The sequence below is a fragment of the Agrobacterium sp. Azo12 genome (assembly GCF_029193765.2).
In the GTDB taxonomy this organism is placed as follows: domain Bacteria; phylum Pseudomonadota; class Alphaproteobacteria; order Rhizobiales; family Rhizobiaceae; genus Agrobacterium.
This window is the reverse complement of sequence record NZ_JARFYO020000001.1, coordinates 3,058,422-3,083,586: the sequence shown is the minus strand read 5'-3', so window position 1 is coordinate 3,083,586 and position 25,165 is coordinate 3,058,422. Positions and strand designations below refer to the sequence as shown.

The following is a 25,165-nucleotide window of genomic DNA, read 5'->3' as shown; positions in this document are numbered from 1 at the left end:
CATGAATATGATTGCTGAAAACAGATCGAAAAGCTTGCTTTATCTTGATGGTGTGTCGGTGTCGTTTGACGGTTTCAAGGCGCTGAACTCCCTGTCCTTCGTCGTGGAGCCGGGGGAACTTCGTGCCATCATCGGCCCTAACGGTGCCGGTAAAACGACGATGATGGATATCATCACTGGCAAGACGCGACCTGACACCGGCAAGGTGCTGTTCGAGGATAGCGTCGACCTCACCAAAAAAGATGAGGCGGACATTGCCCAGCTTGGCATCGGTCGCAAATTCCAGAAACCGACCGTATTTGAAAGCCACACGGTTTGGGACAATCTGGAACTGGCGCTGAACCGCAAGCGCGGGGTTTTCGCCACGCTTTTTTACCGGCTGACCGAAGAAGACAAGGCCCGCATTGAGGAAATTCTTGGCACTGTGCGTCTTGGTCATCGTCGAAATGATCTGGCAGCCAACCTTTCGCACGGCCAGAAGCAGTGGCTGGAGATCGGCATGTTGCTGGCCCAGGAACCGAAACTTCTTCTGGTCGACGAACCGGTGGCTGGCATGACGGATGCCGAAACAGCCGAAACGGCTGTGCTGTTAAAGGAAATCGCCAAGACACGTTCCGTGGTGGTGGTGGAACATGACATGGGCTTTATCCGTGAACTGGGTGTGAAGGTGACCTGCCTTGCCGAAGGTTCGGTGCTGGCGGAGGGATCCATCGATTTTGTGTCTAGCGATCCGAAGGTGATCGAGAATTATCTGGGGCGATGACATGCTGAGCGTTAACAACATCAATCTTCACTACGGCGCAGCGCAGGCCTTGCGTGGCATTTCGCTGAATGCGGAGATGGGCAAGATTACCTGTGTTCTCGGACGTAATGGTGTTGGTAAAAGCTCGCTGTTGCGGGCCGTTACCGGTCAGCATCCTTTAAGTGCCGGCACCATAAGCTTTGGTGGTGAAAGCCTCAACGGCCTCGCCCCTTATCAGCGCGCCAAGCGTGGGGTTGGTTATGTGCCGCAGGGACGTGAAATCTTTCCGTTGTTGAGTGTGCAGGAAAATCTGGAAAGCGGTTATGCGCCGCTGCCACGCAAGGATCGTTTTATTCCGGATGATATTTTCAGCTTGTTTCCGGTGCTGCAATCCATGCTGTCGCGCCGTGGCGGTGATTTGTCCGGTGGGCAGCAGCAGCAGTTGGCAATTGGCCGTGCATTGGTAACGCGGCCGAAAATTCTGGTGCTGGATGAGCCGACTGAGGGCATTCAGCCATCAATCATCAAGGATATCGGGCGGGCGATCAAATATCTGCGAGATTCCACCGGAATGGCTATTCTGCTGGTGGAGCAATATCTGGATTTCTGCCGTGAGCTTGCAGACTATGTCTACATCATGGATCGCGGTGAGATCGTTCATCAAGGGGCGGCTGAAACGCTGGATAGCCAGGAGGCGCGTCGCCATTTGACAGTGTAATCAACCTGTTTTCGTTCACGGACATGTAAAGCCGCTATAATAAAGTGAAGTCCTATGCGTTGTTGCATAGCATTTATGCATTGTTTTAGCATTTCATCGAATAATGAGTTGTGGTATTTGGCGCAAGATTGACGCATGCAGGACACATGAAGAGCCTTAAAGCATGCGGCTTCCGTCGATCCTTTACATTCCACGTGTCTCTGCCGTATGGTTGGGAACTTGTGCCAATAAAGGCGTGCCGATGAAACTTGATAATGCTGGCCGGATCGTCCGGTTTGTTTTGCCCCTTCGAACCATCACCGCAAGCTTTTTCGCGCTTACAGCCATGAGTGCCGCCGCATCTGCATCGATGTGCGGTCAACCTGTCGAGCCGGGCCGTCACCAGTTTTCCGTGGTGTCCGGTAGTGATCAACGCTCTGCCGTTTATTTTGTTCCATCATCGTATGACGGACAGAAAAAATTGCCTGTGGTGTTTGATTTTCATGGCAGCAACAGCAATGCCATTGGCCAGATGAACCGCAGTGGTTGGGACAGGGTCGCGGAGCGTGACGGCTTTATCACAGTTGCGCTGCAGGGCAGTCTGTCCGGCGAAATGACAGGAACGAATGCCTGGAATGTCCCGGGTGTGACCACCCGCGAAGGCGGGTTGGATGAGGTCAGCTACATCCGCGCGGCGATCAAGACCGTTTCGGAAAAACTGTGTGTCGATGAACAGCGCATCTATGCCTCCGGTTATTCCGGTGGTGGCCGCATGCTGTCGCAATATCTGTGCAACGGTAACGAGGACTTTGCGGCAGCCGGTTTTGTCGCGTCGCTTCGTGCCGGTTATCCGGTCGAAAAAGATGGTTCATGGATGCCTGACGGTGCGACCTGCACACCAGCACGTCCTATCTCCATTATTGCCTTTGCCGGTACCAAGGATCCTGCCAACCCTTATCAAGGTGGTGGTAAAGCCTATTGGCGTTATAGCGGTGAAACCGCGCTGAAGCGTTGGGCGGAATTGGACGGCTGCAAGGGCGCCGTCAAAAGCCGTACTGCCGGTCGTGTGACATTCAATACCTATGATGTCTGCAAATCCGGTTCACGTGTCTATTCTTACGTGATTGACGGTTGGGACCATGCATGGCCTCGCAGCCCGGTAAAAGCCGAGGTTATTCAAGCCTCTGCCGACGGCAAGCGCAAAGCTGTGGCTGAGGTGTCGCGACAGGTTGATGCGGCTGACACGATGTGGGATTTCTTCCAGAACACAGAAGGCCAGCTGGTGGTTGATGCTGCGGTCAAGAAAAGCGATTGCGTCTTGCAGGCAGTGCCAGCTTCGGCTTCGGCGAAAACTTCGGAGACGACGTGCATTCAGACCAGCAACTCGGGGAACATACCCGCCATCAAAGCCGTCAGCAAAGAGCGCGTGGTAGAGGACGCCTTGTAACCAAGGCGCCGCAGGGCAAGACCCGGCTAGAAACATTGTTTCAGGAAGGCTGCGCCAAGATCCGCCTTCCTGATACGTTTTCCAATGAGATGGAAGCCATTCTCATCAATTCCTCCGGTGGGTTGACCGGTGGCGATGAACTCGAGTGGAGCGCCGTTGCAGGTGCTGGCTCCCGACTGACTGTCACCACGCAGGCCTGCGAAAAAATCTACAAAGCGTCGTTTGGTACTGCTGCCGTCATTGCAAGGGTTACGGCTGAAGCTGGTTCTGTGTTGCACTGGCTGCCACAGGAAACCATTCTTTTCGACAATGCCTCCCTCAGCCGCAGGTTGGAGGCAGATATTGATCCCTCCGCAGAGTTTCTGGCCGTCGAAGCTGTTTTGCTAGGCCGCAAGGCCATGGGTGAAATGATGCGTGGCGGGCTGTTTCGTGACCGTTGGCGCATTCGCCATGGCGGCAAACTCATCCATGCCGAAGAACTGTTGCTGGATGGCGAGATTGAGGAACTGGCAGGATCGGCATCCGTACTGAACAGGCAGGTGGCCTTTGCTACGCTGTTGTATATCGGGCCTCTGGCAGAGGCGATGTTGCCGAAAGTGCGCGAAGCGTTGGGCGATCATGGTGGGGCAAGCGAGTGGCAAGGCAAGCTTGTGGTGCGTGTTGCCGCGGAAGACGGATTTGCGTTGAGAAAAATACTGGTGCCGGTCATTTCGCACTTGCGTAATGGCGCGCCAGTGCCGAAAGTCTGGAATCTATAAGAACAAGAGTGGGACGATAATGAACCTTAGCCCGAGAGAGAAAGACAAGCTGCTTATTTCCATGGCGGCCATGGTTGCACGCCGTCGTCTGGAGCGCGGTGTGAAGCTGAACTATCCTGAAGCAATCGCGCTCATCACGGATTTTGTCGTGGAAGGCGCGCGCGACGGTCGCGCTGTTGCCGAGCTCATGGAAGCTGGCGCGCATGTCATTACCCGTGCCCAGGTCATGGAAGGCATTGCCGAAATGATCCATGACGTTCAGGTGGAAGCGACCTTTCCCGATGGCACAAAGCTGGTGACGGTTCACGAACCAATCCGCTGACGCTTATCAAGGGGAACACCATGACGCTGGAACTGAGACCCAATTGTGAGTGCTGCGACAAGGACTTGCCTCCGGCAAGCCTTGAGGCTGTGATCTGCTCTTTCGAATGCACCTATTGCAGCGATTGCGCTGAAGGCACTCTTGGAGGAAAATGCCCGAATTGCGGCGGCGAACTCGTGCGCAGACCGGTAAGACCGGCTGGAAAGCTGGTGAACAATCCGCCCTCCACGGTTCGCGTACTCAAGGCGGAAGGCTGTAGTTCTCTAACAAGTGCATAGGCCGAAAATATAAGGAGGATCAAATGATCCCAGGGGAAATTATATCAGCCGAAGGCTCCATCGAACTCAATGCGGGTCTGGAGACGATTACTCTCAAGGTTTCCAACACCGGTGATCGTCCGGTACAGGTTGGCAGCCACTATCACTTCGCAGAAACCAATGCCGGACTTGCCTTCGAGCGAGACCGCGCCTTTGGCATGCGCCTTGATATTCCGGCAGGAACGGCCGTGCGCTTTGAGCCGGGGCAGACCCGTGAAGTGACGCTGGTGCCGCTTTCCGGCAAACGTGAGGTCTATGGTTTTCGTCAGCAGGTCATGGGGAGGCTTTGATATGGCAACGCAACATTATCACGGAAGTTGCCAGTGCGGCGCAGTCAGTTTTGAGGCAGATGCCGATCTCGATCAGACGGTGGTGTGTAACTGCTCCCGCTGTAAACGGCTGGGATCGGTACTGACATTTGTGCCAAAGGATCATTTTAAACTGGTCTCGGGCGAAAAGAGCCTCAACGAATATCTGTTCAACAAGCACAAGATCAATCACCTGTTCTGCGCAACCTGCGGCATTGAAAGCTTTGCTTATGCCGATGCACCTGATGGTACGCCGATGGTCGCCGTCAACGCCAATTGCCTCGACGGCGTGGATGCCAGGGCGCTGTCGCCCAAAGCCTATGACGGCGCGTCACGATGACAGGACGGATGATTTATAACGGAATAGCAGCACTTATCATCAGTGCTGCTTCCGCAACAGCGGCGTTAGCGCAGAGTGAACCTGACATCGACTGTGATTCGCCGATGACGCAGGCAGAGATGAACATCTGCGCGTCGCGAGATTACGAGACAGCGGACGCGGAACTAAACACGCAATATCAGAGCGTGCGTAAGGTTCTGGCGGAGCGAGACAGTTCTGCGGGTGAAGATGGTGCAGGTGCGGTCAAGGCATTGTTGGCAGCGCAGCGAGCATGGATTGCATACCGTGATGCCAATTGCGAAGCGGTTGGCTTTCAGGCGCGCGGCGGCTCCATGGAACCGTTGCTGGTGTCGTCATGTCTTGCCGATATGAGCCGTAAGCGGACGGAAGAATTACGTTCCCTCTCGGAAGGATTTTAACCGCGATGGGGCAAAAAATCGTGGTTGTCGGCAATGGCGACATACCTGACGGTGCAAATGCACTGATTGATGTTGCGGATCTGGTGATCCGTTTCAACGATTGCCGTTCGTTCGGTCGAGGTGGCGTCAAAACTGATATCGTTGCCGTGTGTAATACCGGACGGCCGGGAAAGTCGATGAGTGAAGAGCCGCAATGGCGCTCACTACAGCCGGTCCAGGCGGCGTCAACCATCTGGTCGGTACGCGATCCCGCTAAATTTCTGGACATGCGTTCCGGTTTGAAGGTTTCCAATCCGGAGCTGGATGATTTCTGTGACGACTATAGTGATGCCTTTGCTGTGATCGCTTCAGACAACGGCAAACAGCACCAGATCATTTCGCGTGACATCCATGAGCGTGCGGACGGATTTCTGGCCGCATATTCGCCAGAACCCTATATTTGCCCGAGCAGTGGTTTGATTGCCATTTTCCAGGTGCTGGACATGGCGGCTAAAGATCAGGCCCAGGTTTTTATTACCGGCTTTGGCCATCAGGGGTGGGCAGGGCATCCGTTTCAGGCTGAAAAACAATTGGTCGATACCTTCGCAAGCGAAGGTAAACTTGTAAGAATTTCAATAGAATAGCTTTTCTCCGCTTTTCAGGGAGCATGATCTAATGGCTTATAAAATTTCCCGTGCAGCCTATGCCAGCATGTTTGGCCCAACGGTGGGCGACAAGGTGCGTCTGGCGGATACCGAACTGTTTATCGAAATCGAAAAAGACCACACCACCTATGGTGAAGAGGTCAAGTTTGGTGGCGGCAAGGTTATTCGTGACGGTATGGGGCAAAGCCAGGTGACGCGCGCCAATGGTGCGGTTGATACGGTTATCACCAATGCTGTCATTGTTGACCACTCGGGTATCATCAAGGCCGATATCGGCCTCAAAGACGGGCGTATTGTTGCCATCGGCAAAGCCGGTAACCCGGACACGCAGCCGGGCGTTAACATCATTGTTGGACCGGGCACGGAAGCGATTGCCGGTGAGGGCAAGATTGTTACCGCTGGCGGTATGGACAGCCATATTCACTTCATTTGCCCGCAGCAGATCGAAGAAGCGCTAATGAGTGGCATAACCTGCATGTTGGGTGGCGGCACAGGCCCGGCCCATGGCACGCTGGCGACGACCTGCACGCCGGGGCCATGGCACATTGCCCGCATGATCGAGGCCGCAGATGCCTTCCCGATGAACCTTGCCTTTGCCGGCAAGGGTAATGCCTCGCTGCCCGGCGCACTCGAAGAAATGGTGCTTGGTGGCGCCACATCGCTCAAGCTGCATGAAGATTGGGGCACAACACCCGGCGCTATCGATTGCTGCCTGTCAGTTGCGGATGAATATGACGTTCAGGTGATGATCCATACGGATACACTGAACGAAAGCGGCTTTGTCGAAGACACGGTCGGATCGATCAAGGGCCGCACCATCCATGCATTTCACACCGAAGGTGCCGGCGGTGGTCACGCGCCTGACATCATCAAGATTTGCGGTCAGATGAACGTTATTCCGTCGTCTACCAATCCGACGCGGCCCTATACGGTCAATACCCTGGCCGAGCATCTGGATATGTTGATGGTCTGCCACCATCTGTCGCCATCCATCCCCGAGGATATTGCCTTTGCGGAAAGCCGCATTCGCAAGGAGACAATCGCTGCAGAAGACATCCTGCACGATATCGGTGCGTTTTCGATCATCTCGTCCGATAGTCAGGCGATGGGGCGCGTGGGTGAAGTGGCGATCCGAACCTGGCAGACGGCAGACAAGATGAAACGTCAGCGTGGCCGTTTGCCGGAAGAAAAGGGTAATAACGACAATTTCCGTGTGCGTCGTTACGTTGCCAAATACACCATCAATCCTGCCATCGCACATGGCGTCAGCCATGAAATCGGCTCGATCGCGGTTGGCAAACGTGCGGATCTGGTGATCTGGAACCCTGCTTTCTTTGGCATCAAGCCGGATATGGTGGTGATGGGCGGAATGATTGTTGCAGCGCCGATGGGGGATCCAAACGCTTCTATTCCGACACCGCAACCGGTTCACTACCGTCCGATGTTCGGGGCTTACGGCAAGGCACGTACCAATTCTTCGGTGACCTTTGTGTCGCAGGCCTCTCTCGATGCAGGGTTGGCGCAGCGTCTGGGTGTTGCAAAGAACCTTGTTGCGGTCAAAAACACCCGTGGCGGCATCTCGAAGAAATCGATGATCCTCAATGATCTGACACCGCATATCGAGGTCGACCCAGAAACATACGAAGTGCGTGCCGATGGGGAAGTGTTGACCTGCGAACCGGCAACCGTTCTGCCTATGGCGCAACGTTACTTCCTGTTTTAAGAAAGCGCCTCAGAAACCGCGTAATTGTGCATGGCTGCTGTGCAGAGGGATATTTCCTGCTGCATTGAACGCCGTTTTACGCTATCTCGAAACACGAATTAGAGGCGGGCATTGTTCCCAAGCTTTGTCGCGCCATCGACAGGAGAAAATCATGCTAGGTAAAAAAGTTCCCGCAGTTACATTCCGCACGCGCATTCGCGACGAAGCTGTTGGCGGTCCAAACCCATTCCGTTGGCAGGACGTAACATCCGACGATTACTTTGCAGGCAAGAAGGTTGTTCTTTTTTCCCTGCCAGGTGCTTTCACGCCAACATGCTCGACCTACCAGCTGCCAGATTTTGAAAAGCTGACACCAGAATTCCGCGCGCTGGGCGTCGATGAAATCTATTGCCTGTCGGTCAATGACGCGTTCGTCATGAACGCGTGGGCAAAGAGCCAGAACCTCGAAAACGTCAAGGTTATCCCTGATGGTTCGGGTGAGTTCACCCGCAAGATGGGCATGCTGGTTGCCAAGGATAATCTCGGTTTCGGCATGCGTTCATGGCGTTATGCTGCCGTCGTTAATGACGGTGTTGTCGAGCAGTGGTTCGAAGAAGAAGGCTATTCCGACAATTGCGAAAGCGATCCATACGGCCTGTCTTCTCCACAGAGCATTCTTGAGCATCTGCAGGCTCGCAAGGTCGCCTGAGACCCACGTCAAATTTGGATTTGAATGCAAAGGCCCGGAAGCAATTCCGGGCCTTTTTTGCAAACGATGTATGACTTTAAAGTGTTAATGGTTATCCGTAGCAACTATCCCTATGCAGCAAGGCATTGGAACACTTTATCGTTTGCCGGACGTGGACCGTCGCAAGTCGTATTTGATTCGCCTTGTCCTTATTTTTAAGGCCGAAAGGTGTTTTCTTCTTGGTGTGTCAAGTTGTTTTTAGATTTTTGCTATGTTCTGTGTGTGTTCAGTTTTATACTTGGAAATACTAAAATTTTAGACATTGTATTAACTTCGAACAAACATCTGGGCCTTATCCGTTAGGAGGTTAAATGAGGTGCTTCGATGTTTGCTCGTCTGAAAAAACTCTTTTCAATCGATATTGATTCCGCCGAACTTGAGAATGCGAGAACTATTCCCGCATTCGCTGGTAAGACGGTTTTTCTTGCAATTATTCTCTCGATTTTCGTCAGTATTTCAGTATTGCTGATGGCGAGTGTTTTCGACTTTTTGCCGGTGACATTCTCGCTGGCCATTGCCTATGGCATTGCCATGTCCTGGCTGGTTGGTGGTAGTGTTGCGCTGTTCATTTCCTTTTGTGCATGGCGCCTTATCCGCAAACTTTATCATTCTCGCGATGAATTCGAGCGGTTGAGCCGCACCGATGCACTTTCAGGCCTGTTGAACCGTCGGGCGTTCAACGAGGCCTTTGAGAGTGTGCAGGATAATGCCTCGCTTGCCATCTTCGATCTCGACCGCTTCAAGGCGATCAATGATTGTCACGGCCATTCCGCTGGCGACATCGTCATTCGCACCGTTGCAAACACGCTGGCTGATTCTTTCAGTTCCCTGCATCCGGTCGCACGGTTGGGCGGGGAGGAGTTTTCCGTCATCATCAAGGGCGGACAGCAGGGTGACAGGATGGCACTTGTGGAGTTGGCGCGTCGGAAAATTGAAGCGCTGACACTGAATTTTGAAACGGATGTGGTTAGCACCACGGTCTCAGTTGGCGTGGCGGAGATCGTGCCCGGTCGGCGAAAGGATGATATTTTCATTTCTGCGGACCGTGCGCTTTATCTTGCGAAGGCCAGTGGCCGCAATCGCGCCCTGCACGAGAATGAGATGCATGGTGTACAGCAGGAATATCGCAGCGGCATAACGCTGTTGAAGGGTTCTGCCGTTCGTGATGTCAAACAGGGGCAGGCAAAGGCAAGTTGAACCTTGCAATCAGGCAGGTGATCCGGCAGTTATTTCATTTGAGACTTTTTGATGGAACCGGAAAAGCCATGTTACGCGTCACTTCATACCTGCCAGCTGGCACGCCTGCCGATGAAACATCCGACTTTGTGGTGCTTGCCCATGACCAGCGCCATCTGCGCCGCAAGCTGCTTCATTTACAGAATGATGAGATGGTGATGCTGGACCTGAAGGAGCCGGTATTGTTTGCGCACGGGGATCTTCTGGTGGTGGAAAATGGCGACCTGATTGAAGTGCGTGCTGCCAATGAGAAACTGTTTGAAATCACTGGACGCGATACGCTCCATCTGATCGAACTGGCCTGGCACCTGGGCAACAGGCATCTTTCGGCGCAGATCGAAGAGGGCCGCATTCTGATCCTGCGTGATCATGTCATTCGCTCGATGCTTGAAGGCCTTGGCGCAACGGTTCGCGACGTTGAAGAACCGTTCCAGCCAGCGCGGGGCGCCTATCATTCGCATGGCAGCCACTCACACGGCCACGATCACAAACATGATCACGGGCACGGTCATGACCATCATAATCACGACTGATCGATGAGCGCACAGAGCGATGTTGCCGGGCTGCTGCGGCTGATGGCGTGGATGTCTCCGGCATTTCCTGTCGGAGCATTTTCCTATTCGACTGGCCTTGAAGGTGCGGTGCATGATGGTTTGCTCAGCAATCCGCACGAGCTTTCCGTTTGGTTGAAACTATCACTTGAACGTGGTGCGCTGTGGAACGATGCGGTGTTACTGGCGGCGGCCAGCCGTTGCCATGAAGACGGTCAGGCGCTGCATGAATTGTGTGAACTGGCCCGTGCCCTGGCCGGATCTGCGGAACGTTACCGCGAGACGGTTCAACTGGGCGACGCGTTTGTTGTCGCTGCCAAAGCCTGGCCACATCAGGTATTTGAGCTGCTGCCAACGCAAACCGCATATCCGGTTGCCGTTGGTGCCGTTGCGGCAGCCCACGCGATTGATCCGGTCAGTGTTATTGCCGCCTATCTGCATGCCGGTGTCTCGCAAATAGTGTCAGCAGCGATACGCTTGGGGCTCGCAGGTCAGACGGACGGTGTTGCTATTCTCGCAAACAACGAGCAGCTTCTGACTGACATCTCGGTCAAGGCAAAGGGCTCGACACTGGATGATCTGGGAAGCTCGACCATTCTGGCGGATATCGCGTTCATGCGGCATGAAATCCAGCATTCACGGCTGTTTCGGTCCTGATTATCGCGGCATTTCGAACGCTGACATTCGGCGCATGATCCCCCCACAAAAGTCGGGTCAATTTTTCTGACGGTGCAGCGCAGCATATTGAACCAGACGACCAAGCTCCATAAAGTCGTGCGATCAGAACATATAAAGGAACAGCTGATGAATTCGGGAAATGGCCCTTTGCGGGTTGGCATTGGCGGGCCGGTAGGCTCGGGAAAAACCGCTCTGACGGAAAAGCTGTGCAAGGCGATGAGCGCGGATTACTCGGTCGCTGTCGTGACCAATGATATCTACACCAAGGAAGATGCCGAGGCGCTGGTGCGTATGCAGGCTTTGCCATCTGAGCGTATCGTCGGGGTCGAGACAGGTGGTTGTCCGCACACCGCCATTCGCGAAGATGCCACCATTAATCTGCAGGCCATCGCCGGTCTCAATGAACGGTTCCCGGATCTCGATGTGGTGTTTATCGAATCGGGTGGCGACAATCTGGCTGCGACCTTCTCCCCTGATCTCGCAGACATCACCATCTATGTGATTTCGGTTTGCCAGGGTGAAGAAATCCCGCGTAAGGGCGGTCCGGGCATTACCCGCTCCGATTTGCTGGTGATCAACAAAAAAGACCTGGCGCCCTATGTCGGCGCTGATCTCGATGTGATGGACAAGGACGCAACGCGAATGCGCAAACAGATGCCGTTCCTTTTCACAGATATGAAACGCGGCGATGGCGTCGATGGTATCGTCAGTTTCCTGAAAATGCAGGGCGGTCTTTAAGGCTGTTGCCTTGTTTCCTGCTCCGTAAACCTTGGGTGCCATGAAACAGAAAAGACGGAACGCCCCACGAAGGCATCCCGTCTTTTCACTCCCCCGCTCCCCGCAGGAAAGGGTCAAGGCACGTTGCGGGTAATGGTCATGCAACGGCTTTGGATTTGTCCTATTTCTTTCCCAATGCCATCTCGGCGTTGAGAGATGCGGTGCTAAATCTGGCGCAGCGCGCCGATGTCATTTACCTGAACGACGCGACCACGAACCGTCACACCTGCGTCCCGCAGGGTGGAAAAAGCGCGGGACAGCGCTTCTGGCGCAAGGCCCAACTTGCCTGCCAGAAGACTTTTCTGGAATGGCAAGCGCAGGGAATAGGATGTCGCGCCGTGAGGGCCGCTGGTGATCAGATAGTTTGCGACACGCTGTGGTGCTGTCTGCAAACGGTCATTGGCCACACAGTCCATGGCGTTGAGAAGGCTGTTCGACAGGCACTGCATAACGGCCTTCGCAACACCGGGCTCCTGCTCGATCATGTTGCGGATACGCGGCAGCTCGAAACGCGCCAGCGTTGTGCTTTCGGCAGTCTGGGCATTGTAACGGTAGCGGTCGCTACCGAAAATTAGACACTCGTTGAAAGTGTCACCCGGTCCGCAGACACGGATATCCGCTTCGCGGCCGTCCTTGTTCAGGCGATAGATACGCACAAAGCCATTCAGCACACAGTAAAGGTGCTCGGCCGGATCATTTTCGCGAAAAAGGATATGGCGTGGATCGAATGTTACGATGGCCGCCGCTTCCAGAAGTTTCAGCGCCGACGCATCATCCCCCGCTCCTATGAAGGGAGCGCGGACAAGGATGTTCCTGTCCTTATTGCTCAGTTTCACAGTTTTGTTCACGTTTGTCATGGCTCCCGATCAAACCCCGACCTGACAGACGATACCATGAACGCAGCAGTCCGGTTCACTGCTTCCGGCCCTGCACACCATGCCACTGGTGTTCTCACTGTCTGCCAAGTCTTGCCAACATTAAACTTGCCAATTTCGGGAATAATACCACGGCGGAAAATCCGCTATTTGATTTCGATCAACGAACTGTGAAGTTCCCTGTAAATGTTGCTTGGCATTTATGTGCCCGCGCAAACAAAAACGCCGGATTATGCACCCGGCGTTTGTCGTGTCATTGAGCAAGACTTTATTCTGCAGCGAGGGGCGGTAATCTCAGAACATTGTCGTTTTTCGTATTGTCTCGCGTTGAGCCTAATCCGGTACGCTCCATGGCATCCATCCGTTTTTCAACCTCTGCCAGGACGCGGGAATTATCGAGCGCCATTTGGGACAGTTCTTCCTTGGAGAGAACGTCCGGGTCTTCTTCCTTCTTGCCGACAAAGCGACCGAAAATCCGTCCCAGAAGCGTGGAGAGGTCATCCATGATCAGGAAGAAGGCAGGAACAACCACCAGTGACAGGACTGTCGAGACGATGATGCCGCCGATCACCGCAATCGCCATTGGCGCGCGGAATGAACCGCCTTCACCAACGCCGAGCGCCGAAGGAAGCATGCCGGCTGACATGGCAATTGAAGTCATAATGATTGGACGGGCACGTTTGCGACCAGCCTCCACCATGGCGTGAACACGCTCCATGCCGTGGCGTCGCATTTCAATGGCGAAATCAACCAGCAGGATGGCGTTCTTGGTGACGATGCCCATCAGCATCAGGATGCCGATCAGAACAGGCATGGACAGCGCATTCTGGGTGATAATCAACGCCACCGCCACGCCACCGATTGCCAGCGGCAGAGAGAACAGGATGGTAAATGGCTGGATGACGTCCTTGAACAGCAGGATGAGTACCACCAGAACCAGCATCAGGCCAAGCAACATGGCGTTGCCGAAGCTCTGCTGCATCTCGGCTTGAATTTTGGCGTCACCACTTTCGGCAAGATGCACTGATGGTGGCAGCTGGGTTTCAGAAACGATGCGCTTGAATTCGGCCGTCGACGTATCAAGTGCTGTACCGAATGGCACATCCGAGCCGATGGCAACCACGCGGTTACGGTTGTTGCGCTTGATGGAGCTTGGGCCTTCCGAATAATCAATGTCGGCAACGCTGTAGAGCGGTACGGATGCGCCGGCTGCCGTCTTGATCTTGATGGCACGGATTTGTGCAAGATCACGGCGAACATCGAGCGAGGCCTGAACCCGGATCGGGATCTGGCGATCATCCAACGAAATCTTGGTCAACAAGGCGTCGATATCACCGATAGTGGCAACGCGAACAGTTTGGGCGATCTGCTGGGGCGTTATGCCGAGGCGGGCAATCTCATCCTTGCGTGGACGAATTTGCAGTTCCGGACGGGGCAGGGCGCCTTCCGAGCTTACATTTGCCAGAATTGACGAGGCACGCAGGCGAGATTCCAGGATGCCGGTTGCTTCGTTCAGATCGGCTTCATTTGACGACAGGAAGTTGAATGTCAGTTCGCGTTCTGCACGGTCATTCAGCTTGATGATGCGAACATCGGGAATGCTTTTTACGCGTGCGAAAATATCGCGTTCGACATCCCATTGCGGTCTGGTGCGCCCTGTTTCCTCGACCTTTGGCGAGTACTGTCCAATGAGCGGAATTGAGCCTAGACCTTTGTTGACCAGCATTTTGACAAGTGAGTGGTCGATGTTCTGCAAAATGACGCGCACGGTGGCACGGCGCAGTTCCAGATCACCCTTTGGCGAGGCACCACCGAGAACGAAAACGCTTTCCACGCCATTGATGTCGCGTAATGCGTCATAGATTTTCGTGGTGGTGGCGTCGGTTTCATCGAGAGTCGCATTAGGCGGCAGTTCGATGGACAGCACGACGCGTGAGGAATCTTCCGGAGGCATGAAGCTGCCCGGCACGCCGCTGAGAAGAAACAGCGAGCCAGCAAGAAACGCCACTGCACCGACCAGGGTCAGATAACGGGCCCACCATTTGCGTGTGGTGGCAGTGACGAGGCGGGTATATGCCTTCATCAGCTTGCCGTCATTATCGTGATGGTCATCCATGGCGTCTTCAGCGCGCATCAGATAGGCGGCCATCAACGGTGTGATAAGACGCGCCACCATTAGCGAGAAGAATACCGAGAAGGCAACGGTCAGGCCGAACTGGATGAAGTACTGGCCGGGTACACCCGGCATGAAGGACACCGGCACGAAGACCGCGATGATGGTGAAGCTGGTGGCAATCACCGCAAGACCGATTTCATCGGCAGCTTCCAGCGCTGCACGATACGGCGTTTTGCCCATCTTTATATGGCGGGCGATGTTTTCGATTTCCACGATCGCGTCATCCACCAGAATACCGGTGGCGAGCGTTAAGGCGAGGAAGCTGACGAGGTTCAGCGAAAAGCCCATGACATCCATGATCCAGAATGTCGGGATAGCAGAAAGCGGCAGCGCGACGGCGGCAATCAGTGTTGCACGCCAGTTGCGGAGGAACAGCAACACCACGATGATGGCAAGAACTGCACCTTCAATCAGCGTGTGAAGGGCAGACTCGTAGTTGCCATAAGTGAAATAGACCGCATCATCGACCATTTCGATGGTAACGTCCTTATGTGCGGCACGCACTTCATCAAGGCTTTTAGCAACGGTTTCGGCAACGGAGACTTCACTGGCGCCTTTCGAACGGAAAACGGCAAAGGTTACAGCAGGTGTGCCATTGAAGCGCGAGAAGGACTTTGGCTCCTCGTAGGTGTCGTTGATGGTGCCGAGTTCCGATAATTTTACGAAACGGCCGCTTGGCAGGGAAATGGTGGTGTCGGCAAGCTGTGCGACATTGCGTGCATCACCCAGGGTACGGATGGTCTGCTCGTTTCCTGCGACCTGTCCGCGACCGGAACCGAGGTCGATGTTGGTGCCACGAAGCTGGCTGTTTACCTCGGTTGCAGTAATGCCATAGGCATCCAGCTTGGCAGGATTGAGCGAAACACGGATTTCACGGTCTGCACCGCCATAGCGGTCGATCTTGCCGATGCCGGGCTGGCCTTGCAGCGCGCGCTTGACGGTGTCATCCACAAACCATGACAGTTCTTCCAGCGTCATGTTTGGCGAAGAAACCGCAAAGGTCTGAATGGCCTGGCCTTCGACATCCACCTTCGTAACAATTGGTTCTTCAATGTCAGACGGAAGATCGCTACGGATCTTGTCGATGGCGTCCTTGGTGTCCTGAACGGCTTCTTCGGTCGGCTTTTCGATACGGAAGATAACCGTCGTCTGCGACTGGCCATCCGTTACCGTTGACTGGATTTCGTCGATACCGCTGATTGAGGCGACCGCGTCTTCAATTTCCTTGGTGACCTGCATTTCCAGTTCAGATGGCGAGGAGCCACTCTGGTTGACCGTGATGGCCACCACTGGAACGTCAATGTTGGGGAAGCGGGTAATCGGCAACGTATAAAACGACTGTATGCCGACAACAAGCAGCAGCACAAAGCCGAGTATCGGAGCAATCGGATTCTTGATCGACCATGCTGAGAAGTTCATGGGATCGCTCCGTTAATTAGAGACGGCGGCAGAAGCCGCGACAGGGCTGATATGGTCACCATCACGCACAAATGCACCGGCCTTTTCGACAACCTTGTCGCCTGCGGAAAGGCCGCTCAACACTTCAACGAAACCGTTGTCCTGTATGCCGGTTTCGATCTTCACCTGCCGGACAATATTATCCTCCACCTTGCGTGCGGTCGATCCGTCACGATTGGTGGTAACAGCGGAAAGAGGAAGCGCCAGAGCATTTTCCTGGGCGACAATGATTTCGGCGTTGGCGTACATGCCCGAGCGTGCCTCATCTGCCGGAATTGTAATATGGATAGAGCCAAGACGGGTCACCGGATCAACGGTTGGCGACACAAGACGCACCTTGCCTTCGACACGTTTGCTGGCTCCGGCAATGGTCAAAAATGCGGACTGGCCGATTTTGATTTTCTGAATGCTGGTTTCCGAGAGTTCGGCGACCAGTTCAATAGCGCCGTCCTTGATAACTGTAAAAAGCGGTGTTCCAGAACCACTGGCAATGGCACCAATCTTGGCGTTCTTTGCCGCGATGATACCGGCCACCGGAGATTTGACGCCGGTGCGGGCAAGTTTCAGATCAATGTCATCAATCTGGGTATCAACGACCTTTACATCGGCTTCGCCGACCGTGACCGCCTGTCTGGCGGCTTGCAGCCGTGCTAGCGCAACTTCGGCCTGTGCCTGGGTCTGTTCAACCTGCGAGACGGAACCTGAGCCGCTTTTGCCGAGCCTTGCGGCGCGGTCGCTTTGACGGGAGGCATCGTCGGAATTGGCCTGCGCTTCGATAACCTGCGCCTTGAATTGTGCAAGGGCAGCTTCAGCCTTCGCCTTGTTGGCTTCAAGCTGGCTCTTTTGCAGGAGAAGCGCGTCGGTAGACAGCACAGCCAGAACTTCGTTGGCTTCCACTTTGTCACCGATATCGACATTCAGCTTGTCAATGGACAGACCGTCGACCAAAGGCTGCACGTAGATTTCATCAACCGGCTGAATGGTGCCCGTGGCGATAATCCGGTCCACCAAATCGCGTTTGACCGTTTCTGTCACGACGATTGAAGGCAGGTTTGCTTGTGCCTCAGCGGGAGACTTCTCCTCGGCCGTTGCTGCAAAGGGCAGCAATACGCTGGAAAAAAGTGCCACAACAAATGGCTTGCCGATGGTTTTGCGCTGCATGTGTCATATCCGCGAAAGGTCGTTCACATGCTCTTATGCGTGCTCCACGTCAGAAGGCATTGACTACGACTTGTGAAACCAGAGACGAAAACTCTTGTCATTTGGCGCAGGCTATATTGTCCAGAGCATTAAGGCGAAACTGTATCCCCCGCACCAATGCCAGCCATCGAAACCGCAAACAGAAAATTTTTATCTGCAACGCAATGTAATTAGTCAGCTGGTACAAATCAATATACGCAACAACTTTAGTTGCTATACATTTATGAATATCTCCAGTGGTTGTATTGTTCATCAAAATCGCGGGTTTAAATGAAATGAGGTGCGTAGCCAAAACCACGCACCTCATTTTTGTCAGTTGATGTGACCCGGCACCAAAGCACATTGGAATGAGTGTTCAGGCTCCGCCAGTTATGGGGCCTGTGACTATTTCAGAGCAGCATCGGTGATTTCAGTGGTGTAGGCACCGCTTGGTTCCTTGGTAATGACCGGATCGGAGCCGCCACCAAGAAGAGTTTTGACGGTACGTTCGTAATCCGCAGCATCTAGTGCACCGGTGGCGCCTGCCGTCAGTTTTGCCACTTCCGTCATCATGCCCTTCTGGTGTGCTTCGGTCTGTGCGCCGGAGGCGTCGTTTTCAAGAACGATATCAGCGGCTTCATCGGGATGGTCCTCGGCATATTTCCAGCCCTTCAGTGACGCACGGACGAACTTGACCATGTTGTCCTTAAACGTCGCATCCTTCAGCTTGTCCTCCAGAACATAAAGACCGTCTTCCAGAGTTGCGACACCTTCATCTTCATATTTGAAGGTCACGAGATCGTCGGCCTTCACGCCAGCTTCGAGGACCTGCAGATATTCATTGTAGGTCATGGTGGAAATGCAAGCGGCCTGCTTCTGCAACAGTGGATCGACGTTGAAGCCCTGCTTGAGAACCGTGACACCTTCTGCACCACCTTCGGTCGGGATGTTCAGGTGCGCCATCCAGGACAGGAACGGGTATTCGTTGCCAAAGAACCAGACGCCCAGTGTCTTGCCCTTGAAATCATCAGGTTTGGTGATGCCGGTTTCTTTCAGGCATGTTAGCATCATGCCAGATTTTTTGAATGGCTGGGCAATATTGACCAGCGGCACGCCTTTTTCGCGTGTTGCGAGCGCCGATGGCATCCAGTCCACGATGACATCCGCACCGCCACCGGCCAGAACCTGTGCGGGTGCAATGTCAGGGCCACCCGGCTTGATGTCGACATCAAGCCCTTCAGCCTCGTAAAAACCCTTGTCCTTGGCAACGTAATATCCTGCAAACTGTGCCTGTGTGACCCATTTGAGTTGCAGTGTCACCTTTTCGGCAGCTTGAGCGCTGAACGCAGTCATCAGCGACGCGCCCGCCAGAAGAATGGATGCAAGTTTCATTTTCATTGCTGTTCCCTTTTTCTTATTTACGTTCGCCCACCACGGACGGACGGATGCCAGAAGGTGACGGCCCGCTCTGCGAGCGCCACCAATCCGTAAAAGCCTGAACCCGCCAGCGCCGCGACGGCGATTTCGGCCCAGACCATATCCACATTGCTTCGCCCCATTTCGGCGGAGATGCGGAAACCCATGCCCACGATGGGCGTGCCGAAGAACTCCGCGACGATGGCGCCGATCAGTGCCAGCGTGGAGTTGATTTTCAGGGCGTTGAAGATGAACGGCCAGGCGGCAGGCAGGCGCAGCTTCAGCAGCGTCTTCCACCAACTGGCCGCATAGGTGTGCATCAGGTCCCGCTCCATGTGGCTCGATGCTTCCAGCCCCTGCACGGTATTCACCAGCATCGGGAAGAAGGTCATGATGATCACCACCGCGACCTTGGACGGCCAATCGAAACCGAACCACATGACCATGATCGGCGCTACGCCGATGACGGGCAGGGCGGAAATGAAATTGCCGATTGGCAGCAGGCCCTTTTGCAAGAAAGGAGAGCGGTCGATCAGAATGGCGACAATGAAACCAAGGCCGCAGCCTGCGATGTACCCGGTGAGAACCGATTTCAGAAATGTCTGGCGGAAGTCCGCCCAGAGAATGGGAAGTGAGCTAAAGAGCCGCGCACCAATGGCACTCGGTGCAGGCAGCAGGATCGATGGTACGGCAAAACCGCGCACCAGCCCTTCCCACAGAACCAGCAAGGTGACACCGAACAGGATAGGCACGGCAAGACGGGCTGTCTGGTTCAACGCGTCGGAGTGGAATTTCTGGCGGACAAGCCATTCATTCAGAGACCAAGCGGCGATCCAGAATGCGACTGCGCTGATCATCCATAAGGGTTGGGTCATGGTCTTGCTCCCATGCGTTTCAGCACACGTCGATGGGCAATACCAACAAGCGATACGAGGATGGCAGCCACGGCAGCTGCCATGAACAGGGCCGCCCAGATCTGCACGGTCTGCCCGTAGTAGGAGCCAGAAAGAAGCCGTGCACCGAGACCGGCCACAGCACCGGTTGGCAGCTCACCGACGATGGCGCCGACCAGAGAAATGGCGACCGCAATTTTCAATGAGGTGAACAGGTAGGGCATGGCTGATGGCCAGCGCAACTTCCAGAAGGTTTGCTGCGGTGTGGCGTTGTAGGTGCGCATCAGGTCAAGCTGAATGGCTTCGGGGCTGCGCAGTCCCTTCACCATGCCAACAACAATCGGGAAAAAGCTGAGATAGGTGGAGATCAGTGCCTTGGGCAACAGGCCCGAGATATTGATGGAGTTGAGCACCACGATGATCATCGGGGCGATTGCAAGGATCGGGATGGTCTGGCTGGCAATGACCCACGGCATTAGTGAGCGGTCCAGCGCGCGGTTATGCACAATGGCAATGGCCAGCACAACACCAAGCACGGTGCCGATACCAAAGCCGAGCAGCGTGGCCGACAGTGTAATGCCGGCGTGATAGACGAGGCTGCGTTTTGAGGTGATCGCCTTGTTGACGGTGGTGTCCCAAAGTTCGGCGATGATCTGATGCGGGGCGGGCAGTACCGGCCGCTCCTGCGCAAAGGTTTGCGGCAGCACGTGCCAGAAGCCGATGTCCTGACCGGCGCGTGCCGCCTGATCACGCACGAATGGCGCGTTCAGATAGACGACAAAAAGGTGCCAGATGACAAGAATGGCGAGAATAACGGTAAGGACGGGCAGGATGCGATCACGGAAGAGGGTCATGACCGGCCCCCTGTTTGTGGTATCATCCCTGTCTTGATCTCTACTTCTGCCTCAGCCCTCGACGTGTTGCGAGGTGAGGATAAATGTGGGGAAGAGGGGTGTGATGAGAATTCCTTGGAGGCGGGAGGGCTGGCGAGAAACAAGGCGGAAAATAGACTACTCCTCATAGCTGTGCCCCGCTTTCAGACCTTCGCGGACCCGGTGGGCGATTTCCAGGAATTCCGGGCTCTCGCGAATATCGAGTGGCCGTTCGCGTGGAAGAGTTGATTCAATGACGTCGGTTACGCGGCCGGGGCGCGGTGACATGACAACGATCTTGGTGGAGAGGTAGACCGCTTCCGGAATGGAGTGGGTGACGAAGCAGATGGTTTTGCCTGTGCTGTCCCAAAGCTTCAAAAGCTGTTCGTTGAGGTGGTCGCGCACGATTTCATCCAATGCGCCAAATGGTTCGTCCATCAGCAGAAGGTCTGCGTCGAAGGCCAATGCGCGGGCGATCGAGGCGCGTTGTTGCATGCCGCCGGAAAGCTGCCATGGATATTTTTTGCCAAAGCCATTGAGGTTGACGAGGTTCAGCGTGCGCTCAATGCGGCTTTGCTGCTCGGCCTTGGTGTAGCCCATGATTTCCAGCGGCAAGGCGATGTTTTTTTCGATGCTGCGCCAGGGGTAAAGGGCGGCGGCCTGAAATACATAACCGTAGGAGCGATCCTTGCGGGCATTTTCCGGTGTCGTGCCATTGACGGTGATATCGCCAGAAGTGTGTTTTTCCAGATCGGCGATCACTCGCAAGAATGTTGTCTTGCCACAACCGGACGGGCCGATGAAGGAGACAAAATCTCCTTTCTTGACCTCTAGATTGACGTTGGAGAGAGCATGCACCGGACCATCACCCGTTTCAAAGGTGAGGCCAAGGTTTTGGGCGGAAACAACGGAGTATGAAGAAGGTACTGTCATCGGCATTTCGGAAGCGGTCCCCAGCTTGTGCCATCCTTGAAACGGATCGTGTAACCCTTGGTGCTTTTGGTCAGATCGACCATTTCCTTGTCGCCCTGTTCCCCTTCGCTTTCGCATTGGGTTTGGATGCGGAAACCGGACGAGGTCTTCTCGGCTGTGCCTGAAAACGCGCAATAGGCGGTCGAGGTGGTGATGCCGTCGTCATTCAGCAGGAAGAAGATATCGGCTCCGCTGGATTCCGCGGTTTTGGAATAGCGGCAGCCTTCCTTTTCGCCATAAGCGCCATCCAGGAAGGTGGCGCTCATGGCTGTGGTGGCAGACAATAAAGGCAATGCAATCAACATCAGAATTCTGGCCATGACTGATCCAACCTGTTGTGAAATTTGCGTTTTGACGTGTTTACGGACTGTCCTGCTTATTACGGTGTGTTGCTGCCAAGCGCCTTTCTGGCGAGCGGCAACATGTGGAACTCTGTCAGTTTCGCTAGAGGCAGCGGGCTTTGCCCGTGAATGGGAAGCCAGCGGACATCTTCGATTTCTGCCTGCGGGGTGACGTCTTGGTTAAGCATGGCGACAAAGGCATGGGCGACAACGGTGGCGCCCGGTTCGTTGGCTGCCATTTCCCGGTAGACGCCCTGATAGGAGAAAGCGCTTTCGTCGAGATCGAGAGAAATCTCCTCTAACAGTTCACGGCACAGCGCTTGGCCGGGCGTTTCGCCGGCGTCGATCTTGCCGCCGGGCTGCATGAACTGGCTGGTGCCGCGTTTGCGCACCACCAGCATTTCCTGCTTTTCGTTGAGAAGAATTGCAGCGGAGATAATGATTTCGCGTGTTGTATCGTCGCTCATGTCACACTCCACTTGCCGGAATGCCCGATCGTTCCACCTTGCGTGGTGCGGTCAGTTCTTTCCATGTCGAGAGCGCCTTGCCCGTTGCCGTGAACGGATCTCGGGCGATAAATTTGCCATGTCCCTCACGGTTCTTGATGGTGTTTTCTTCAATAGAAACAACACCTCTTGTCAGGGTGAAGCGGGGCAGGCCTTTAACCTTCCGGCCCTCGAACACGTTGTAATCGATGGCGGATTGCTGTTGGGCAGCCGAAATGGTCTTTTCCCGTTTGGGATCCCACACCACGATATCGGCATCGGCGCCAACCAGAATAGCGCCCTTGCGCGGATAGATGTTGAGGATCTTGGCGATATTGGTGGAGGTCACTGCCACAAATTCATTCATGGTCAGGCGTCCAGTCGTTACGCCGTGGGTCCACAAAAGTGGCATGCGGTCTTCAAGGCCACCGGTGCCGTTTGGTATCTTGCGAAAATCACCAATGCCATTGCGTTTCTGCTCTGTCGTGAAGGCGCAGTGGTCGGTCGCAACACACGACAGTGAGCCGCTGGACAGGCCAGCCCACAGGCTATCCTGATGTTGTTTGTTTCGGAATGGTGGTGACATGACGCGACGGGCGGCATGATCCCAGTCCTTGTCGAAATATTCGCTTTCATCCAGAACCAGGTGCTGGATCAGCGGTTCACCGTAGGCACGCATCCCCTTCTGGCGGGCGCGCCGGATCGCTTCATGGCTTTGTTCACAGGAGGTGTGCACGATATAGACAGGCGAACCTGCCATGTCCGCGATGACGATGGCGCGGTTGGTGGCCTCACCTTCAACCTCGGGCGGTCGGGAATAGGCATGGGCTTCCGGTCCGGAATTGCCTTCGGCAATCAATTTTTCCTGCATCTGGGCAACGATGTCGCCGTTTTCAGCATGGACGAAGGGCAGGGCGCCCAGTTCAGCGCATCGCTGGAAGGAGGCAAACATCTCGTCATCATTGACCATCAATGCGCCTTTGTAGGCCATGAAGTGTTTGAAGCTGTTGATGCCCTTGTCCTGAACGATGGTCTTCATTTCGTTGAAGACCTGTTCGCCCCACCAGGTAATCGCCATGTGGAAGGAATAATCGCAATTGGCGCGGGTCGTCTTGTTGTCCCAGCGCTGCAAAGCATCCAACAGTGACTGGCCGGGTTCAGGCAGGCAAAAATCGACCACCATGGTGGTGCCGCCTGCCAGAGCCGCTCTTGTGCCGCTTTCAAAATCATCCGCCGAATAAGTGCCCATGAAGGGCATTTCGAGATGGACATGCGGGTCGATACCGCCCGGCATCACGTAGCAATCGGAGGCGTCCAGCACCACGTCGCCGGAGAGGTCGGTGCCGATTTCAATAATCTTGCCGTCGTCGATCTTCACATCGGACCGGTAGCTGAGATCGGCTGTGACGATGGTGCCACCCTTGATGACTGTGGTCATTCTGCAATCTCCGCTGTTTCCAACACTGCATGCAGCAGGACATCCGCACCGGCCGCAGCCCATTCTTTGGAGATGGCTTCGGCTTCATTGTGGGAAAGTCCATCAACGCAGGGGCACATGATCATGGTGGTTGGCGCGACTTTGGCGGTCCAGCAGGCGTCGTGACCGGCGCCGGAAATGATATCCATGTGGCTGTAGCCGAGGTGTTCCGCTGCATTACGCACGCAATTCACAAGAGTCGGGTCAAAGGTTACAGGGTTGAAGTGGCCAATGGCCTCGATAGAGCAACCAACGCCAAGATCGGCGGCGATTTTTGGTGCTGCGGCTTCGATATGCGCGCGCATGCTGTCAAGTTTTGCCTGATCCGGTGTGCGGATGTCGATGGTAAATACGACTTTGCCTGGCAGGACGTTACGGGAGTTCGGGGAGAAAAAGACCTGGCCAACCCCGCCGACTGCACCGGGTTGATGGTCCATTGCAACGCCCTGAACCATTTCCAGAATGCGACCCATTGCCAGCCCGGCATTAACGCGCATATCCATTGGCGTCGAGCCGGTGTGGGCTTCTTTGCCTGTCAACGTCACTTCCAGCCACCACAGGCCCTGGCCATGGGTGACCACGCCAATCTGCCGGTTTTCGGCCTCCAGAATGGGGCCTTGTTCAATGTGGTATTCGAAATAGGCGTGCATCTTGCGCGCACCGACCTCTTCCTCGCCAAGCCAGCCGATACGTTTCAGCTCATCGCCGTAGGTTTTACCGTCCGGGTCCTTACGACCATAGGCGTAGTCAAGCGAGTGCACGCCAGCAAATACGCCTGACGCCAGCATGGCTGGGGCGAAGCGCGCGCCTTCCTCATTGGCCCAGTTGGTAACAACAACCGGATGTTTGGTTCTGATGTTCAGATCATTGAGGCTGCGCACAACCTCAAGCCCCGCCAATACGCCGAGAACACCGTCATATTTGCCACCTGTCGGCTGGGTGTCGAGGTGACTGCCGATATAGACCGGCAGGGCATCCGGATCGGAGCCGGGGCGGGTGGCAAACATGCTGCCCATCTGGTCGACGCCTACCGTCATGCCGGCAGCTTCGCACCATGATTTAAACAGGTGGCGACCTTCGCCATCTTCATCCGTCAATGTCTGGCGGTTGTTGCCGCCAGCAATGCCAGGGCCGATCTTCGCCATGTCTTCCAACGCATCCCAAAGCCTGTCGGCATTGATCCGCATATTTTGTCCCGGTGCTGCCACCATTCTTATCTTTTCCTCACCTGTTTGACATTGCTGACGCAAGGGGCATGCCATTCCTGATTTTTCGCAATTCTTTTTCGTGGATTGCCCATTGCCAGCGATGTTTGATAAATTGACCGCTTGGTAA

The 25,165-nt window shown here is 54.8% G+C and carries 27 protein-coding genes; 16 read left to right on the top strand and 11 right to left on the bottom strand.

From position 1 onward, the window contains the following. Position 1: 1 nt before the first annotated feature. From urtD to ureG, 16 genes are all read left to right on the top strand, one after another. Positions 2-763, top strand: a complete 762-nt coding sequence (urtD, locus tag PYL13_RS14690) for an urea ABC transporter ATP-binding protein UrtD (RefSeq protein ID WP_409515546.1) — start codon at positions 2-4, stop codon at positions 761-763. Position 764: 1 nt separating this feature from the next. Further along, a complete protein-coding gene (gene urtE, locus PYL13_RS14685) occupies positions 765-1,460 on the top strand; it encodes an urea ABC transporter ATP-binding subunit UrtE (protein WP_192488239.1) in 696 nt (231 codons plus the stop codon). 241 nt (positions 1,461-1,701) lie between these two features. Continuing rightward, positions 1,702-2,886, top strand: a complete 1,185-nt coding sequence (locus PYL13_RS14680) for an alpha/beta hydrolase family esterase (protein WP_441296646.1) — start codon at positions 1,702-1,704, stop codon at positions 2,884-2,886. Beyond that, entirely contained in the window at positions 2,805-3,644 is an 840-nt protein-coding gene (locus tag PYL13_RS14675; protein ID WP_368077681.1) for an urease accessory protein UreD, read from the top strand. The genes PYL13_RS14680 and PYL13_RS14675 overlap by 82 nt, the downstream gene beginning before the upstream one ends. A gap of 19 nt (positions 3,645-3,663) precedes the next feature. Continuing rightward, positions 3,664-3,966 (top strand): urease subunit gamma, encoded by a 303-nt coding sequence (locus tag PYL13_RS14670; RefSeq protein WP_192488241.1) that lies wholly within the window; start codon positions 3,664-3,666, stop codon positions 3,964-3,966. Between the two features lie 20 nt (positions 3,967-3,986). Continuing rightward, the gene (locus tag PYL13_RS14665; RefSeq protein ID WP_250982101.1) at positions 3,987-4,244 is read left to right on the top strand and encodes a DUF1272 domain-containing protein; all 258 of its coding nucleotides are present in this window, start codon (positions 3,987-3,989) and stop codon (positions 4,242-4,244) included. 23 nt (positions 4,245-4,267) lie between these two features. After that, positions 4,268-4,573, top strand: a complete 306-nt coding sequence (locus PYL13_RS14660; RefSeq protein ID WP_192488243.1) for an urease subunit beta — start codon at positions 4,268-4,270, stop codon at positions 4,571-4,573. A gap of 1 nt (position 4,574) precedes the next feature. Next, complete coding sequence (locus PYL13_RS14655) at positions 4,575-4,931, top strand: GFA family protein (RefSeq protein ID WP_275641821.1); 357 nt, start codon at positions 4,575-4,577, stop codon at positions 4,929-4,931. Positions 4,932-4,939: 8 nt separating this feature from the next. After that, a complete protein-coding gene (locus PYL13_RS14650; protein ID WP_259143375.1) occupies positions 4,940-5,350 on the top strand; it encodes a lysozyme inhibitor LprI family protein in 411 nt (136 codons plus the stop codon). A gap of 5 nt (positions 5,351-5,355) precedes the next feature. Then, complete coding sequence (locus tag PYL13_RS14645) at positions 5,356-5,973, top strand: Urease operon accessory protein (RefSeq protein ID WP_259143376.1); 618 nt, start codon at positions 5,356-5,358, stop codon at positions 5,971-5,973. Positions 5,974-6,004: 31 nt separating this feature from the next. Then, entirely contained in the window at positions 6,005-7,717 is a 1,713-nt protein-coding gene (gene ureC / locus PYL13_RS14640; protein ID WP_275641820.1) for an urease subunit alpha, read from the top strand. Positions 7,718-7,868: 151 nt separating this feature from the next. After that, positions 7,869-8,405, top strand: a complete 537-nt coding sequence (locus tag PYL13_RS14635; protein WP_192488248.1) for a peroxiredoxin — start codon at positions 7,869-7,871, stop codon at positions 8,403-8,405. A 363-nt stretch (positions 8,406-8,768) separates the two neighbouring features. Further along, positions 8,769-9,641, top strand: coding sequence for a GGDEF domain-containing protein (locus PYL13_RS14630; RefSeq protein ID WP_275641819.1), 873 nt, complete (start codon positions 8,769-8,771; stop codon positions 9,639-9,641). Positions 9,642-9,709: 68 nt separating this feature from the next. Further along, a complete protein-coding gene (ureE, locus tag PYL13_RS14625) occupies positions 9,710-10,213 on the top strand; it encodes an urease accessory protein UreE (protein ID WP_275641818.1) in 504 nt (167 codons plus the stop codon). Positions 10,214-10,216: 3 nt separating this feature from the next. Then, entirely contained in the window at positions 10,217-10,888 is a 672-nt protein-coding gene (locus PYL13_RS14620) for an urease accessory protein UreF (RefSeq protein ID WP_275641817.1), read from the top strand. 147 nt (positions 10,889-11,035) lie between these two features. Further along, positions 11,036-11,647 (top strand): urease accessory protein UreG, encoded by a 612-nt coding sequence (gene ureG, locus PYL13_RS14615; protein WP_275641816.1) that lies wholly within the window; start codon positions 11,036-11,038, stop codon positions 11,645-11,647. Between the two features lie 203 nt (positions 11,648-11,850). Here the strand turns inward: ureG and PYL13_RS14610 are convergent, their stop codons facing one another. The 11 genes from PYL13_RS14610 to PYL13_RS14560 all read right to left on the bottom strand — a co-directional run bounded on the left by PYL13_RS14610 (position 11,851) and on the right by PYL13_RS14560 (position 25,041). Continuing rightward, positions 11,851-12,543 (bottom strand): Crp/Fnr family transcriptional regulator, encoded by a 693-nt coding sequence (locus tag PYL13_RS14610; protein WP_250982092.1) that lies wholly within the window; start codon positions 12,541-12,543, stop codon positions 11,851-11,853. Between the two features lie 286 nt (positions 12,544-12,829). Beyond that, a complete protein-coding gene (locus PYL13_RS14605; protein WP_275641815.1) occupies positions 12,830-16,156 on the bottom strand; it encodes an efflux RND transporter permease subunit in 3,327 nt (1,108 codons plus the stop codon). 12 nt (positions 16,157-16,168) lie between these two features. Next, on the bottom strand, positions 16,169-17,356 hold the full coding sequence (locus PYL13_RS14600) for an efflux RND transporter periplasmic adaptor subunit (protein WP_275641814.1): 1,188 nt from the start codon (positions 17,354-17,356) through the stop codon (positions 16,169-16,171). Positions 17,357-17,779: 423 nt separating this feature from the next. Beyond that, complete coding sequence (locus tag PYL13_RS14595; RefSeq protein ID WP_275641813.1) at positions 17,780-18,772, bottom strand: ABC transporter substrate-binding protein; 993 nt, start codon at positions 18,770-18,772, stop codon at positions 17,780-17,782. Between the two features lie 20 nt (positions 18,773-18,792). After that, positions 18,793-19,665 (bottom strand): ABC transporter permease, encoded by an 873-nt coding sequence (locus PYL13_RS14590; RefSeq protein ID WP_275641812.1) that lies wholly within the window; start codon positions 19,663-19,665, stop codon positions 18,793-18,795. Then, a complete protein-coding gene (locus tag PYL13_RS14585; RefSeq protein ID WP_275641811.1) occupies positions 19,662-20,537 on the bottom strand; it encodes an ABC transporter permease in 876 nt (291 codons plus the stop codon). The genes PYL13_RS14590 and PYL13_RS14585 overlap by 4 nt, the downstream gene beginning before the upstream one ends. A 156-nt stretch (positions 20,538-20,693) precedes the next feature. Further along, positions 20,694-21,488, bottom strand: coding sequence for an ABC transporter ATP-binding protein (locus PYL13_RS14580; protein WP_275641810.1), 795 nt, complete (start codon positions 21,486-21,488; stop codon positions 20,694-20,696). Then, positions 21,485-21,847: a hypothetical protein gene (locus tag PYL13_RS14575; protein ID WP_275641809.1), complete on the bottom strand. Its 363-nt coding sequence runs from the start codon at positions 21,845-21,847 to the stop codon at positions 21,485-21,487. Before PYL13_RS14575 ends, PYL13_RS14580 begins: the two co-directional genes overlap by 4 nt. 59 nt (positions 21,848-21,906) lie before the next feature. After that, positions 21,907-22,335 (bottom strand): NUDIX hydrolase, encoded by a 429-nt coding sequence (locus PYL13_RS14570; protein ID WP_275641808.1) that lies wholly within the window; start codon positions 22,333-22,335, stop codon positions 21,907-21,909. Between the two features lies 1 nt (position 22,336). Further along, positions 22,337-23,791, bottom strand: a complete 1,455-nt coding sequence (hydA, locus tag PYL13_RS14565) for a dihydropyrimidinase (RefSeq protein WP_250982084.1) — start codon at positions 23,789-23,791, stop codon at positions 22,337-22,339. Further along, positions 23,788-25,041 (bottom strand): Zn-dependent hydrolase, encoded by a 1,254-nt coding sequence (locus PYL13_RS14560; RefSeq protein WP_275641807.1) that lies wholly within the window; start codon positions 25,039-25,041, stop codon positions 23,788-23,790. The genes hydA and PYL13_RS14560 overlap by 4 nt, the downstream gene beginning before the upstream one ends. Positions 25,042-25,165 lie beyond the last annotated feature (124 nt).